This window comes from Paenibacillus sp. HWE-109 (genome assembly GCF_022163125.1).
In the GTDB taxonomy this organism is placed as follows: Bacteria; Bacillota; Bacilli; order Paenibacillales; family NBRC-103111; genus Paenibacillus_E.
Genome location: NZ_CP091881.1, coordinates 7,702,141 through 7,717,139 on the forward strand (window position 1 = coordinate 7,702,141; position 14,999 = coordinate 7,717,139).

Here is a 14,999-nt window from a genome sequence, read left to right on the forward strand (position 1 = left end):
CTATGATTTGAATATTAATAAGATCCAGGGGGGAACTATGTTTAAAAAAAGATTGCCTATCATAATTAGCTTATGTGCAGTTATGTTTTATAGTACTTCTGCTAGCGCGGAGGTAATCCCAACTAGCAATACACTAAATGTTTGTGTGAAGCCAAATGGGCAAGTGTATCTCCTGGCGCCTGATGCAGCTTGCAAGGATACCGAGACTAAGTTAAAACTACAACTTCAAGGTCCCCAAGGGGAGTTAGGTGCAACAGGGCCTAAGGGGGATAAAGGGGACATTGGAGCCCAAGGAATCCAAGGTGATACTGGAATGATCGGACCTGTTGGTCCTCCAGGACTCAAAGGCGATACTGGCGCAGCGGGTCCTACTGGTTCTCAAGGTCCTAAAGGCGACACAGGCGAAGCCGGAGCAACAGGTCCTCAAGGACTGAAAGGCGACACAGGGGAAGCGGGTCCTACTGGTGCCCCAGGTCCGAAAGGTGACATTGGCGTAACAGGACCAGCAGGTCCTGCTGGTCCACAAGGAATAGCAGGTGTAGCAGGTGTGAATGGACCAATGGGACCAATGGGGTTACCTGGACAGCTTGCCATATACGGTGATGGAACGGCAGGTGCTTTTAGCGTTCCAGTTGGCAGCACATTGGACCTCACGACACTATCGGGCTTTAATTCATTGGCAGGCAAGGATCATTTTCAATTTACAAGTATCAATATTGCCGGGAATCTCATCATCCCCAGTGGAGTAGTACTAAGAGCAACTGGGGACGTGACTATCACGGGTACAATAACTGTAGCGACGGCAGCACAAGATTCAGGCAATGGCGCTCCTCATCCTGGCCTATCATTAGCTGCCCCAGGCACTACGTTTGCTTCACCGAACGCTAATTCTAGCGGCGGTATCGGACTCTCGGCTCTCACAGCCTCACACATTTTAACCCCGCCAACTAGTGCTGGAGGAGCCGGAGACCGAAATTATCAAACAACTGGTGGAGAAGGCGGCGGCTCTCTGAGCATTATGGCTAAAGGGAACATACGCGTAAACGTTGGAGGAGCCATCAATGCCAATGGCATGAATGCAACGAATCCAGGAGGAGCCAGTGACATTAGCGGAGGCGGCGGAGGTGGAGGAGGAGTTATTATATTGGTGGCTAAGGGGAGTATGACCATCGGTGGAACACTCAGAACCAATGGCGGCAACGGAGCAATAGGTGTTAATGGTAACGCTGGAACCAGTGGCTCAGGAGGAGGAGGAGGTGGAGGTGGCGGGATTATTCACCTCATCTCTTCATCTAGTCCTGCTGTCACTGGCACTATTCAGGTCAATGGCGGTGCAGCAGGTACAGATGCAAACACGGGTGCCACTAACTATCCCGGCGGAGGCGGCGGGGCATCTGGAGGCAATGGCGGCAAGGGTGGCGCATATGATACGAGTAGCGCCGCATTCGTTGCGGCTCAAGCTGGTGGAGCCGGCTATACCTTTACAACTGTGGTTCCTGAACCTGAAAATATCATAATTAGATAGTTATCATAGTAACTTGGCGTCGGTCGCAACCGGCGCTTTTTTCTTCTTTTTTTGCAGACAAAAAGCCAGCAATTCGCTGGCTTTTTGTCAAAATTAGTTTAAAGGAACTGAATCGAGCGCAGCATGCGATAGAGAATTGCCGCAGCTTCTGCGCGTGATGCTTTGCCGTCAGGATTGAAGCGTCCCGTGGTATCGCCTTCTACAAGCCCCAAAGCAGATGCTTTCAATATCATCGCTTTAGCCCAGTCAGAGAAAGCAGCTTGATCTTGAAACGCGCCTCTTACACCGGTATTGTCACCTTGAGGAACGAATTTGGTGTATTCTAAAGCGCGAAGTACCATGGTAACTAACTCCTCACGGTTAATCGTCCGTTCCGCTTGAAACGTACCATCTGCATACCCGTTAATTAGCCCGGACCTATAAGCTGAGTTAATTGTGGATTCGTACCACTGACCCTTAATATCCGCAAAAGGTGATGGTGTTTCTACATCCGGCAAGCCCAATGATCTGACCAGCAAAGCAGCAAGCTCTGCCCTTGAAATTGACTCATCTGGATCAAAGACGGTTTGCTCCTTTCCTTGGATGATCATCTTAGAAGCCATTGTTTCAACAATTTCTTGTGCCCAATGTTTCTGCATATCCACAAAAGACGTCTTATGATCGATAATCACATAGTTGCTTAATTCTTTCGTTAGCAAGACAGCCACTTTCTTTCCGTCAACGACTTCAAACCGTGTAGGTACAAAACGGAACTCACCTGATCCGGGATCTATTCGTACTCCTGTTGCGGTATCTGATAGATTCGATGTGAGCAGATTAATCGTCCGTGAAATATAGGGACTGAATGAAGTTACTGAGCCCACTTTATCATCGCCACGATAAAGATTAATTTGGAACTCTACCGGCTTTGATATCAAATTAGCGTGTAAAGAACCTGCTCTTTCTTGAATATCTCGCTGTTGAGCCAGGGCGGCTTCAGCAATCGTATAGCTAACGGTTAATTCGCTCTCCGGAATGCCTAATAAACGGGAAAACTCTCCAATTTTCATTTCACTTAATGGGACATTGATCGAAGCGCCAGCCGTCTGAAATCTGATCTGTAAGCTTGGGTTCTCAGCAAGCAGTTGCCGTTGCTGAAGTGCTGTTATTTTCATTTCTGCATTTCGTTCAGCAGAGTTCACTTTAATAATGCCATCTTGTAACTGTTGAGATGAAATTTCGACATGTCTGCCACTAGGAGAGCTATCAAATATTTGAATCAAGTGTTTCGGTGGCTGTTGTGGTGAACCAATCCCATTTCCGGATCCAGATGAAGGATTTGGGTTATTTGTAACAGGGGCAGCCACACGAATTTCTGTGGATGATGTCATATTTTGATAAACAGCCGTGAGTACGGTCGTTCCCTCTGAAATACCTTTAACTAAACCATCGGGGGTAATCGTTGCAATTCTTGGATCTTGTAAAGTGTAGGAAGCAGCAGAAGTTATGTGAACGGTAGTTCCGCTGGAATAACGCGCAGTCAAAGCCGTCTGAACGGTTTCCCCGGCATTTAATTGATAAACATTCCTGCCGAATGATATTCCTTCAATAAGGACAGGATCTATTACTGGAGAAAAATTCACCATGCCTTGCGTGGGAAAAGGAGTCTGATTTAAAGTGGCTGTAATTATCGCTGTCCCCGGAGTTGTAGGAGAAGTTAAAACAGCTGTATATTTGCCATAGGTTTCATAGGTTAACTCCATCGACATTTTAATAGAGCTACCATCTGATTGGGGCAAATTAATGGTGCCTGCTAACAGTGGAATAAGCACATCGGATTCGGGATCTGATTGAAACCTAATTTTTTCGGATAAATCTGGAGAAGTCAATGTGGCATGATAGGAGCCGGCTTGCTGAAAGTTTACATTTCCCAAGGATCCGATAGACGCGAATAACTGCAATCCTCCTGGATCATGCGATAATGGAATGCCGTTCTGATCAAGGAGTTGAACCGTTATTAATGTCTGGCTGACGCCATCGGCAGGAAGTGAATAAGTGCTGGACGTAATCGTCGCCTGAATGGTTTGATTCCCATAGGTTGCCGAATTAACGGAAGATTCACTAAGGGGAGTGTTCTGATCATCTAGCGCGAAAGCTAAAGAAGAACTAAATAAAGAAAGAAACTGGATTACAATTAAAATACTGGAAATTTTTTTGCCGAATGCCTGGAAAATCATGACTCGAGCAGCACCGCCTTATTAGTTATTGTTAACCCAATAATATCGTAGGCCAGTACATTTTGCTATACATTGGGCCGCAGTAAATGCCTTATGTACCAGTTAATAAAATATGGGGTTAAAGGGTAATATAACTAGTAAAAAGGAGCTGCGAACATGAATATCCTAGAGGTACTTAATGATACGATTAAGCCGTTTCTGGATGGCGAAAAGCCGCCTTTAAATGTCGGAGAGGTCATGAATCTTTGGTTTTATTTGACGGCTACGGAACAAACCATGCGCGGTGAGCAGGTGTCTTTTAATATTGCTCTGGATCCTGAACTTAAGGAAAAGCTGCAGGAAGTTATTAATGATGTTCATCGTCCGATATTTGAGGAATTGATTGCGTTTTTAAATGCAGAGGGTGTCCCGTTAACGGAGCTATCACCGGATAAACCAGTCGGGGATTTTCGGGATATCCCGGAGGGCTCCAGATTATCAGATGAGGAGATTGCAAGTCTGCTCAGCTTCAATCTTGTGTTAGGCATCAATTATGCTTGCCGGGGATTGACTGAGGCTGTGCGACCGGATGTAGCTCTCATGTTTGCCAAGTTTCAGATGAAGAAGTTGACGTTCGCCATAACGTTAAAAGATCTATTGGTAAGAAGAGGATGGCTTAAAGCGCCCCCGTATTTTAAACCGGAAGCACCTGTAAGGTAAGGTTACTTCATGAACAAGGTTCACCTGATAGCTAGCCACTTCTTTAACCAAAAGGAGGTGGCTTTTTATATGCTTGCATAAACCAGAGGCACTTGTTATTGAGGGTTCGCGAGGATGGTTCCATTCAACCATTCAAATTCATATTCAAATTGTGCGGTGGAGCTATAAAGTTCTGGCGAGTAAGGAGGCACGATATGGCTGTGATTCTCTGTTGCACCAACACCTAAAGCGGATAGGGATAATATACAAACAAATCCAACAAGTATTTTTGCTGTCATAGTTCGATGCCTCCGTCACAATAAGATAGCTTCATTGTACGGTGGATATGTAACTGGAGTATTATCCCTAAGTAAATGATATATTTACAAAAGAGAGGTGGCGTTTTATTTTGTGAAGAGTCCTGACTTACTCCGCCTAAAGACGGACATGGTGTTCTTGCTGCGGTCTGATTGCATCTCAACACAAATACGCTAAAATAAATTCATGAGAAATTGGAGCGGGCTCTTTGGCTGCCATCCGAGAAATGAAAGGGAAGATCACATGAATGTTGAAACGTTGATTGGCTATGGGATTGGTGCTGTCATTATCATATTGGTTATCTGGCTTCGAACGCGCGGCAAAAGCCGACCTATTCGCAACAAGGGGATTGGCATGCTGACCCCTGTCGTTCTCTTGCTGATTGTATTTGGCTTCTCGATTAGTTCGTTAACACATATACCAGATCATCCGTTTCATCTGCCGGCATTGTGGGAAATATTGTGCGCAGGTGTTCTAGGGGTTGGACTAGGCAGTATCATGCTCTATCACACAGGGTACGAGAAGCGTGAGGATGGACTTGTGTATGCCAAGAAAAATAAGAATTTCAAATATGTGCTCATTGCGATCATCATTCTTCGAGTCGCTTTATCCCAATATTTTAAAAGCCTGGACTATACAGAGTTCACTTTGCTTACGATGGTGATGGCCTACTTGTATATCTGTGTTTGGCGGATTGGAAGTTTCCTGAAATATCGCAGGGTCGCTAATTTCTAACGCAGGCACCATTTCGGTGTCTTTTTTTTATCCGGTTAATTCATTTGCAATTGAATTGCCGCCAACGTTTCGCTAACCGTGGATTCCAGTTTAAAGATTTTTTGCTCCTCCTCAATGATTTGGCGCGATAGTGAGACCATGGAGGATAGAGAGTTCTGTACCCCAGTCGGGTCTGACTTCTTGGCCGCTTGTTTAAAAGCGCTCCATGTCGAAGATAAGCTGTTTTGCGTTGCTTTGATAGCCCCTTGCTTGGCTTTGATTTGAGCATTTATCGGATCGATATCATCCAGGCGATCGCGGATTTTTTTGGCCGCTTGGGCAGCACTGTCTTTGGCGGTTTTGTGAATTTTCACTTTGGAGGCAATATCAGCTCGCGCGAATCCGACGGGGATTTTGAGTGCGGTGGCTTGAATGCGGAGCAGCGCGTTTAAGCTTCTGCTTTTAAATGAGCGGGCCGCCTCAATCTGTTTATTTAAAGTGGTATATCGGGATAATAAGGGCTTGTGCCGTTCTCTTGCCTGTAAGACATCAGCTTCCAAGCTAGCGATCTTAGCATTGTCGATCTCTTTGCTTTGCTTATTAACGGTTGCCGCGGTATCTTTATTTCGGTTGTGCAGCGAGTCGATCTTGCTCTCCCAGTTTTGATCTTGCTTTTGAAGGTTCAGGAATTCGGTGTGTAAAGATTGAATGGTTCGTGCTTGGATTTGCGAAGCGCTCGCAATAGTTTTGTCCAGTGAGGTTTGAATCGTGGATGTGAATTCAATGGAGGCGGCGGCGACTTCTGTGGGGAGCGCTGAGGCGAAGGCAAGAGCGGTGAGCAGCACGATATAATTTTTCAATGAAATCCTCCTTCGAATGGGGAAATGGTGAGGAATACGACAAAAAAGCACCAGCAAGACAGGCAGTTAGCCTGATCTTACGGGTGCTTCCGACGTAAGTATTCGCTCAAAATAGATTAGCTGTACTATACCAAGACATCCAGAAAGTGTCAATACGAACGCCAAATTTGCTCCAAGTGAACCCGGTGCTTTACACTAGGTAAGACTGGTAAAATAACCATGACCAAAGGATGGAACAACGATGATGAATCAACTTTCTATAAATGATTTGAAAACGTTCAAAAATGATATTACCCGTTTCATGATGACGTACAAGTTCGCTCTGGATGCGATGGAGACACGGGTGGAAATTCTGGTGCAGGAATTCGAAATGCTGCATGAATATAATCCGATTGAGCATACGAAATCCAGGTTGAAATCGCCGGAAAGCATTTTTCATAAGCTGAGTCGCAAGGGCGGCGACTTTTCATTTTCAGGGATTAAAGACAGCATTAAAGATATTGCCGGTATGCGGATTACGTGCTCTTTCATCTCCGATATTTATGTGATCAGCAATATGCTCAAAAACCAAGGTGACCTGAAGGTACTAGGAGAAAAAGACTATATTAAACATCCGAAACCGAACGGCTATCAAAGTTTGCATTTGTTAATTGAAGTCCCCGTACATATGTCTGATCGGAAAGAAAATGTATGCATTGAGGTTCAAATTCGCACCATTGCGATGGATTTCTGGGCGAGTTTGGAACATAAGATTTACTACAAATTTAATCAAGGCAATCAAGCGGTGCCCGGCAGGCTGTTGGATGAATTGAAGCAAGCAGCTGCGGCTGCGTATGCGCTGGATCTGCAAATGGAAAGACTGCATGCCGAAATCGAAGTAATCAAGGAAGAGCAGACGTCAACAGCGGATGAAACCCTCAACCGGATCGTTATCAACAACCAGCAGTTTGCACTGCCGCAGGCTTTGCTGGAACTTTTAAGCGATGGTGATTCCCAATAATTCCTCCGCCCGCAAAGAGTTGATTTTTGTGGTATAATACAAGAATCGGACTAGAAGGGTGTTGCGAGCACATGCAGGTATTTGAAGATTGGAATCAAAAAGTGAAGTCAACGTTCAACGCTACAAGCAATGAAGTTGTTTTAACGGTGATGGAAGCAGGGGAATATTTGGGTCTTACCAAAGATCAAATGAAACTCTACGTGGACAAAAATAAGTTGACCAAGGTGCCGATCATGAGAAGTGTGCACCGCTATCTGCTGCTCAAAAGCGAGATCGATGAAATCATCGGGAAATCATGAAAATCGGTATGAAGTGAAGGACACCTCCTTGGGAGCGTGTCTTTTTTTATTTGATTTATTCGGGCAGGGTAGTTATTTTATCCTAGGACTTCTGATACAATTTCAATAGATGGAAGTTGGTCGTTGATTCTAAGATGAGGTGTAAAATGAACGGTGTATGGTCAGGAAAGTTCTACAAAACGTTTTTGCATAAATTCACAGAGGATAAGGTGGAATACAGCAAGGTATTCCTGTTGTTTGCTTATTTATTTTGTGTCGTGTCGGCATCCACGATTGGTCGGACAGCGGCAGATACGCTCTTTTTAAGCCGATTTGATAATTCGTATCTATCCTTGATGTATTTGCCGCAAGCTCTTGTCATGATTACCGCAGGCATCCTGTTTCAGCGGTTCTCGCCTAAAGTGCGGCTTGAGAGCCTCATGAAGAGCTTAATTCCGCTTATTTCGGCATTGGTATTAGTTTCGAGATTCGGTGTAGGGCTTGAGCTGCGCTGGGTATTCCCGGTCATCTATATCGGTTATGATGTGTTTAATTTCCTCATGATCGTATGTTTCTGGCAGTTCGCGACCTCTGTCATGGATCAAAGGAAAGCGAAGCAGATGATTGGGATTGTTGGAAGCGGGGGCATTACAGGCGGGATTCTCAGTGGTTTTGGACTAAAAGCGCTTGTCCCGCTCGTCGGCACGGCGAATCTGATTTATTTCTATGCAGGCTTGCAATTGCTTGGTTTGGCTGCGGTATATGTTATTTTACGAGTGGCCAAAGAGGCGGCAGAAAGAAAACCTGCGCAGCCGAAATCAACAGCAAAGCCGAAGCAGGTGGATCAGCAGAAAAAAGGCCTCTTCGCGAGCGTCCCGCATTTGAAATATGTGGCTATTTTGTCGGCGGCTCTAGTGGTCTCGCTGACGCTCATTGATTATCAATTCAAGGTCATCTTGCGAGGGACTTTGCAGAATGAAGCATTGGCTGGGTTTATGGGAAGTTTCTACGGATTTTCGGGGTTGATCGCCTTAGGCGTTCAATTATTTATCTCCGGACGAATTCTGACGCGATTCGGTGTGATGACGGCACTGCTTATTTTTCCAATTGCGCTGCTGACCGGCAGTTTGGGCATTTTGATAGTGCCCGTGTTAGCTATGGCTGTTGTGGTGAAAGGCAGTGATAAGGTCATCGGCGACACGATCTATTCCTCTGTCAGCCAATTGGTCATGTTCCCAGTTCCTCCGGAATGGCGCGGCAAAGCGAAAGGATTCCTGGACGGCATTGTGCGGAATGGCGCCAAAGGACTTGCGGCGGTCTGCCTGCTTGTCGTCTCCCGTTTTCTAGCTCCTGAGCAGCTGAGTTATCTTGTTCTCGTGTTATTGGCGGTTGGGATTTTTGCCGGGGTGAAAGTGAAAAAAGCGTATTTAAGCACCCTGCTGTCCAACCTTAAGACGGGAGGCGACGATCTCCAAAAGGTCGAGCTCAACCTAATGGACCCTGCAAGCCGGCAAATTCTGATTGACGCGCTTTCCAGTATGGACAAGCAGCAGGCGCTGTATGCGTTTGGCCTTTTACGGGAGATGGATGCTTTCGATCTGACGCCTTATTTGGACGGGCTGCTGCGGCATCCGATTCCCGAACTCTGTCTGGAAGCCTTGGCATATATCGAGCAAAAGGTGCCTGATGGCTTTGAAGCAGCTCTGCAATCTCTGACCGCGGATGCGAACACCCAGATTAAAGCGAAAGCTTTGCTAGCACTGGCCGCTTATGCGAAAGAGGAGTATGTCGATGAGATTACAGCTCACCTGGATTCTCCGCTGGTCGATGTCCAAGCTGCTGCAATAGCCGGACTAGTAAAGTACTACAGCATTGAAGGGATGTTCCGGGCCGTTGGCAAATTGAAAGAAATGATGGAGAGCGGGAAGGATGAGGAACGCATCGCGATGGCTGCTTTGTTCGGCCAAATTCGTGTGAAAAACTTCTACAAGCCGCTTATTTCGCTGCTGCAGGACAGCAGTCCACAAGTTCGCATAAGAGCACTGGAATCCGCTGCGATTCTGCACGTTCCTCCATTGCTGATATCGATTATTAGCTTGTTAAAAGACAGCCAAACCCGCCGTTACGCGATTAGCGCGCTGGCGGCTTACAATGAGGAAGATGTGCTGCCTAAGCTGGCGCCCTATTTGGACCAGAAGGAAGTCGCATTGTATCTACCGGCCGTGTTCGAACGGTTTGCTACGCAGTCGGCTTTTGATCAGCTATTCGCTTCCTATGAGTCAGCTACTTATGAGATGCGTGACCGGTTGCTCGAATCATTGCTTCGCATGCAGCGAAGAAGCTCTTATGTAGATCGCCAGAAAACCGAGGCTTATCTCTTGCAGGAACTGCACGTATACGGACAATTTGCGGAACATGGATCTTGTCTGGTTGGGGTGGAGGACTATGCAGATATTAAGGATATCATTAATGAAATACGAGTCGCGATCAGTCGACGTATCTTTCAACTACTATCTCTGATCTATGAAGAGCAGACGATGCAAGCTGTGTTCCTGGACTGGTCAGAAGGAGATACGAGGCAGCAAGCGAATGCGGAGGAAGTGATGGACCAGACGCTGCAAGGCAGTCTTCGCACGGAAATGGCGAAGTTCATGTCAGGTTCTCGTAAAATAACGCGGAATGCCGCAGCCGATTCGCAGCTTGAAGCTCATCTGAGCTGGTTGTCCGCACAAGGAGACGACTGGCTCACCCAAACGATCCAGCATCATCGTTTGCGGAAGTTGGGGACTTCACACGATGAAGAACTGGCCGATCTGATGCTTCGGGTACAAATGCTCCGCCCTGTCTCCCTGTTTCAAGGAATGACAAGCAAGGACCTCTCCGAGATCGCTCAAAGGCTTCACCATCTGCATGTGCAGAAGGGAACGATCATCATTCAGGAAGGAGATCCTGGCGATTCCTTAATGATCATGGGAAGCGGGCGTGCCAGCGTGTACCGGCAGGGGCAGCTGCTCGGCGAGTTGAAGCGCGGAGATTGCTTCGGCGAGATGGCTATTCTGACACAGGGGCCGCGTACAGCGTCGATTAAAGCTGAGGAAGATGTCCTCCTATGGAAGCTCGATTCTTCCGTTTTCTATGATATGATGTTCGATCAGACAAGCATTGCAGTTGAAATGATGAAGCTGCTTTCGCGGCGGCTGCGTTCTGAATTGGCGCGAGGCAAGCAAGCGAATCCCCGTGAAATGGAGCTGCAGCCGGCCGAATCAGGGGCAGCCGCGGCCCTCGCTATGGCCCACAGGACCGATGAGCTGACCAAGGACGAAGTCCTGCTGCGGCGCATCCTGGTCTTGCAAAAGATCGATTTGTTCACGCATCTGGCACCCGATGATTTCCTGTGGCTTGCGCAGCGGGTTGATGAAGTCGCTTATGGACCCGGTGAAACGATATGCCGAACCGGCGATTTCGGTGATACCATGTATGGCATCATTGAAGGGCGTGTCCGGGTGCATAGTGGTAGTGAGGAGTACGCCGTTCTGGGAGAAGGGGACTTCTTCGGTGAGATGGCTATCATCGACAGCGGGCCTCGTTCCGCCGATTGCACGGCCAAGGAAGGTACAGTGCTGCTTGAGCTTCATCGCGATCAGGTCATGACCTTCTGTTTCCAAAATATCGATGTCCTGCGAAGCATGATGCGCGTTATCGCGGATCGACTCAGAGGCATGATTTAACATAAAGGGGCAGCCCACACGTAGATTTCTCTGCGTGTGGGCTGCCCCTTTACTATAACGCATAGACACTTCTGACAATAATCTCGGGCAGCTCATCTCGCTGTGCCTGATATTGTGCAGGTGTAATGCTGCCGCTGGATAGCCGTTCTTTCAACAGTTCAGTTAACTCAGCTAGTTGAAGTTCAATAACCTTCTGGACATCAACCTGGTTGGCTGCGGCAATGTCAGCCAGCGACTGTCCGTTATATTGTGCTTTGTAGATATCGTCATCTGAGGGCACTCCTAAGACTTGTAGCAGATCCTCTTTTATGGGCTTAGTATGTTGTTTGTTAGTTATCGGATTTGCATAAGCCGAGTGCGTCCAAGTCGTTCCACCCATACTTAACGTGATGGCGACGGTGCTGGCCATAAGCATTTGTTTCGTGTTCATTGTATCCTCTTTTCTACTATTCAAACGATTCGTCATCCTCACATAGCGTATGCTTATCTATATTCAGACGGATGCGAAGTGGTATGGGGCTATATACCTTATTAACCAAGTTGGATGCTTTTGAATCAAGAATGAGGCTATAGATACCAGTATTACCCTGCGGCGCTCACTCCTGCTCCTCACATAATCACCGTCTAAAATGTGGCATATTAGTAACAGCCTAGTCCGCTGTAACCAATCACAAAAGGCAAGGAGTGAGTCTGCACCCGTGAACTACATCCGTATCATGACCCTCGTGCTTGCGATGCTGTTAGGGCAAGCGACGTTGGTATCCGCCGACGGTTCCTACCATTTCGGCTTCAAAAAAAGCGCAAATGGGCAGCGACCATCGATTGACGAGGAAGGTTTCAAAGGTCTTTTGCAGCAGCATGCCGCTATCTTTACAGGCGATCTCACCGTCAAAGAATTGTACTTAACCTTCGATAACGGGTATGAGCAAGGGTATACAGGCAAGATTCTGGACGTTCTGAAGGAGAAGCAAGTACCGGCCATTTTCTTTGTGACGGGGCATTACATCAAGACGGAGCCTGAGCTGCTGAAACGTATGGCGCAGGAAGGCCACTTGATCGGCAACCATTCCTGGAGTCATCCGGACATGAGCCAAATCTCCGCGGAGCGCATTCGCAAAGAGTTGGATCAAGTGAAAGAAGGCGTTGGCGCGATGACCGACCAGAAGGAAATGCGCTATCTGCGCACGCCGCGGGGGATCTTCAACGGCCGGTCCTTAGCCGTGAGTCAGCAGCTTGGCTACACGAATGTGTTCTGGTCTGTGGCTTACCGTGACTGGGAGCCTAAGCAGCAGAAAGGCTGGCAGTACGCCTACAAGAACGTGATGGCCCAACTTCATCCGGGCGCTGTAATTCTGCTGCACTCGGTATCCAAAGATAATACCGAAGCACTCGCCAAAATCATTGACGATGCCAGAAGCCAAGGGTACGAGTTCAAGAGTCTCGATCAGATGAAGACACATACGCCATGAAAAAAGGAGGTCCCTCGCACGAGTGCGGGACCTCCTTTTCATGTCGGAATTAAGTTAAGAGAATTGCCTATTTTTTAGTTAAATAATTCTCTACCGTCGATTTGCCTTTCTGCTCTTCCAGCCAACTGGAGGCGAGAGTAGACAATTTTTCATCGGTTAAGGACTGCTTGATCGATTCTTTTTTCTCCTCTAGCGTAGGTGTCGCAGCCATTTTATGATCGGTTACTTTAATGATGTCATATCCTGTGCTGGTCGGAATCGGGTCACTGTTAGCGCCCACCTTCATAGCGAAGGCAGCCGTTTCGAACGCGGCATCTGCACTGCCCTTGGCGATATAACCAAGTTCGCCGGATTTGTCTTTGGTTGCGGCATCCAACGATTTCTCCTTGGCTAAAGCTGCGAAGTCGCCTCCCGCTTTCAATGCCGCTGCGAGGGCATCGGCCTCTTCCTTGGTTGCAACAGCAATATGGGAAACTTGTACCTGTTCAGGTGTTTTCAAAGATTCCAGATTCGCATCATAGTACTTTTTAATATCATCATCAGTAATTGTCACTTGAGGAGCTAATATTTTCTTGAGCAGGACCTGCGTTTTCATATTCTTTTTCAAATCATCGAGGGTCATGCCGTAGGAGGTAAGAGCTTGCTGAAACTCGGTGTCGGACCCATACGAGCTTTGGACCTTGGTTAATTCGGCTTGAATATCTGCATCCGTTACCTGAATACCGGATTTTTGGCTTTCCTGATTAATAAGCTCCTCTGTAATTAAAGAGTCTAAAGTCTGATCGCCGCCTGTAGCCAGCATCGCATCATAGAGCTGTGAGCTGCTGATGGTGACCCCGTTGACTTTGGCTACAGCCGTACCGGCGGCCATTGCCGTGGACCCTTCAGCTTTCTTCAATGGAGGATAAATTAGAACATAAGCGATCATGCTGAGCAGCAGCACGGTGCTTACCCATTTCCAAGCGCGGTTCGTTTTTATATGAGTATTCATCTATCCGTTGCTCCCTTCAATGCGGTTGTTTTCCTTTTACTCTTCTCATTATGCCTATGGAAACTGAAAGGAACTTGAGCGGTAGCTGAAAACTTCATGAAAATGGAGGTGTTATCTGCCAGTGAAGATTGGAGCGGGCACGACAATTATTTAATTGCACACAAATTAATTGTTGACAATATTAAAGAGAATTGATATGATTCGTATATAAAGTTTGCATCAAATTCAATTTATAACAATTAAAAATACGTAAACAAGCGCAAATAGAAGAGCTTCAAAAGGAGGAATTCCTATGCATCACAAAGCGATCATTATCGGAACTGGACCTGCAGGCTTAACTGCAGCGATCTACTTGGCAAGAGCCAATGTATCTCCCTTAGTTATTGAAGGCATTCAGCCAGGTGGTCAACTTACGACAACAACCGAGGTAGACAATTTTCCAGGGTTCCCGGATGGCATTACAGGGCCGGAGCTGATGGACAATATGCGCAGACAAGCGCTGCGTTTTGGAGCAACGATTCAAGCTGGTCGGGTAACAGAAGTAGATACGTCCAAACGCCCTTTCACTTTATTTCTGGAAGACGGCAGCCAATTAACCGCAGACTCGCTGATTATCTCTACAGGCGCCTCAGCCAAAAAATTAGGCATTCCCGGCGAGTCCGAGAACATCGGGAAAGGCGTAAGCACTTGTGCGACCTGCGATGGATTCTTTTTCCGCAACAAGAAAATCATCGTCATTGGCGGTGGGGATACCGCGATGGAAGAAGCACAGTTCCTGACCAGATTCGCTACGGAAGTGCGTGTTGTCCATCGTCGCAACGATTTGAAAGCTTCGAAAATCATGCAGGACCACGCCCGCGGCAATCAAAAAGTAGCTTGGAGCCTCAACCGCACACCGCTAGAAGTGGTGGCTGGGCCGATGGGAGTGAGCGGATTGAAAGTGCTCAACAACGAAACAGGCGAGGAAGAACTGCTGGAGGCAGACGGCATTTTCCTAGCGATTGGGCATACGCCGAACACAGCCTTCTTGGGTGGACAGCTGCCAACCGATGAGCTGGGTTATCTGCAAGTTATTCCCGGGACGGCGCAAACAGGAATACCAGGCATTTTCGCTTGCGGCGACGTACAGGATCGTATTTATCGTCAAGCGATTACTTCGGCAGGAAGCGGCTGTATGGCAGCGCTCGATGCAGAACGATTTATATCTGAGCAGCATGCGTAA

13 protein-coding genes are annotated in these 14,999 nt (G+C 47.2%); 8 read left to right on the top strand and 5 right to left on the bottom strand.

All coding sequences use genetic code 11. The annotated features are described in order from the left end of the window. Positions 1-37 precede the first annotated feature (37 nt). On the top strand, positions 38-1,525 hold the full coding sequence (locus LOZ80_RS33105) for a collagen-like domain-containing protein (protein ID WP_238168508.1): 1,488 nt from the start codon (positions 38-40) through the stop codon (positions 1,523-1,525). Positions 1,526-1,623: 98 nt separating this feature from the next. On the opposite strand, the gene LOZ80_RS33110 is transcribed toward LOZ80_RS33105, so the two are convergent. Further along, positions 1,624-3,741 carry an S-layer homology domain-containing protein gene (locus LOZ80_RS33110; RefSeq protein WP_238168509.1) on the bottom strand — a complete coding sequence of 706 codons (2,118 nt, stop codon included), beginning with the start codon at positions 3,739-3,741 and terminating at the stop codon, positions 1,624-1,626. A gap of 156 nt (positions 3,742-3,897) precedes the next feature. On the opposite strand from LOZ80_RS33110, the gene LOZ80_RS33115 reads away from it, so the two are divergent. Further along, positions 3,898-4,440 carry a DUF3231 family protein gene (locus LOZ80_RS33115; RefSeq protein ID WP_238168510.1) on the top strand — a complete coding sequence of 181 codons (543 nt, stop codon included), beginning with the start codon at positions 3,898-3,900 and terminating at the stop codon, positions 4,438-4,440. A 95-nt stretch (positions 4,441-4,535) separates the two neighbouring features. On the opposite strand, the gene LOZ80_RS33120 is transcribed toward LOZ80_RS33115, so the two are convergent. Next, positions 4,536-4,718, bottom strand: coding sequence for a hypothetical protein (locus LOZ80_RS33120; RefSeq protein ID WP_238168511.1), 183 nt, complete (start codon positions 4,716-4,718; stop codon positions 4,536-4,538). A gap of 262 nt (positions 4,719-4,980) precedes the next feature. Between LOZ80_RS33120 and LOZ80_RS33125 the strand changes: the two genes are divergently transcribed. Beyond that, a complete protein-coding gene (locus LOZ80_RS33125; protein ID WP_238168512.1) occupies positions 4,981-5,472 on the top strand; it encodes a CcdC protein domain-containing protein in 492 nt (163 codons plus the stop codon). Positions 5,473-5,507: 35 nt separating this feature from the next. On the opposite strand, the gene LOZ80_RS33130 is transcribed toward LOZ80_RS33125, so the two are convergent. Beyond that, on the bottom strand, positions 5,508-6,311 hold the full coding sequence (locus LOZ80_RS33130; RefSeq protein WP_238168513.1) for a coiled-coil domain-containing protein: 804 nt from the start codon (positions 6,309-6,311) through the stop codon (positions 5,508-5,510). 244 nt (positions 6,312-6,555) lie between these two features. On the opposite strand from LOZ80_RS33130, the gene LOZ80_RS33135 reads away from it, so the two are divergent. From LOZ80_RS33135 to LOZ80_RS33145, 3 genes are all read left to right on the top strand, one after another. Further along, positions 6,556-7,311: a GTP pyrophosphokinase gene (locus LOZ80_RS33135; protein WP_238173186.1), complete on the top strand. Its 756-nt coding sequence runs from the start codon at positions 6,556-6,558 to the stop codon at positions 7,309-7,311. A gap of 71 nt (positions 7,312-7,382) precedes the next feature. Next, positions 7,383-7,610 (top strand): DNA-binding protein, encoded by a 228-nt coding sequence (locus LOZ80_RS33140; protein ID WP_189012569.1) that lies wholly within the window; start codon positions 7,383-7,385, stop codon positions 7,608-7,610. A 146-nt stretch (positions 7,611-7,756) separates the two neighbouring features. Next, complete coding sequence (locus tag LOZ80_RS33145) at positions 7,757-11,317, top strand: Npt1/Npt2 family nucleotide transporter (protein WP_238168514.1); 3,561 nt, start codon at positions 7,757-7,759, stop codon at positions 11,315-11,317. A gap of 52 nt (positions 11,318-11,369) precedes the next feature. On the opposite strand, the gene LOZ80_RS33150 is transcribed toward LOZ80_RS33145, so the two are convergent. Then, positions 11,370-11,747 (bottom strand): hypothetical protein, encoded by a 378-nt coding sequence (locus LOZ80_RS33150; RefSeq protein WP_238168515.1) that lies wholly within the window; start codon positions 11,745-11,747, stop codon positions 11,370-11,372. A 286-nt stretch (positions 11,748-12,033) separates the two neighbouring features. On the opposite strand from LOZ80_RS33150, the gene pdaA reads away from it, so the two are divergent. Continuing rightward, positions 12,034-12,786, top strand: coding sequence for a delta-lactam-biosynthetic de-N-acetylase (gene pdaA / locus LOZ80_RS33155; RefSeq protein WP_238173187.1), 753 nt, complete (start codon positions 12,034-12,036; stop codon positions 12,784-12,786). A gap of 67 nt (positions 12,787-12,853) precedes the next feature. Here the strand turns inward: pdaA and LOZ80_RS33160 are convergent, their stop codons facing one another. Further along, positions 12,854-13,777, bottom strand: coding sequence for a peptidyl-prolyl cis-trans isomerase (locus LOZ80_RS33160; RefSeq protein WP_238168516.1), 924 nt, complete (start codon positions 13,775-13,777; stop codon positions 12,854-12,856). A gap of 292 nt (positions 13,778-14,069) precedes the next feature. Here LOZ80_RS33160 and trxB point away from each other — a divergent pair, with 292 nt between their 5' ends. Further along, entirely contained in the window at positions 14,070-14,999 is a 930-nt protein-coding gene (gene trxB / locus LOZ80_RS33165; RefSeq protein ID WP_238168517.1) for a thioredoxin-disulfide reductase, read from the top strand.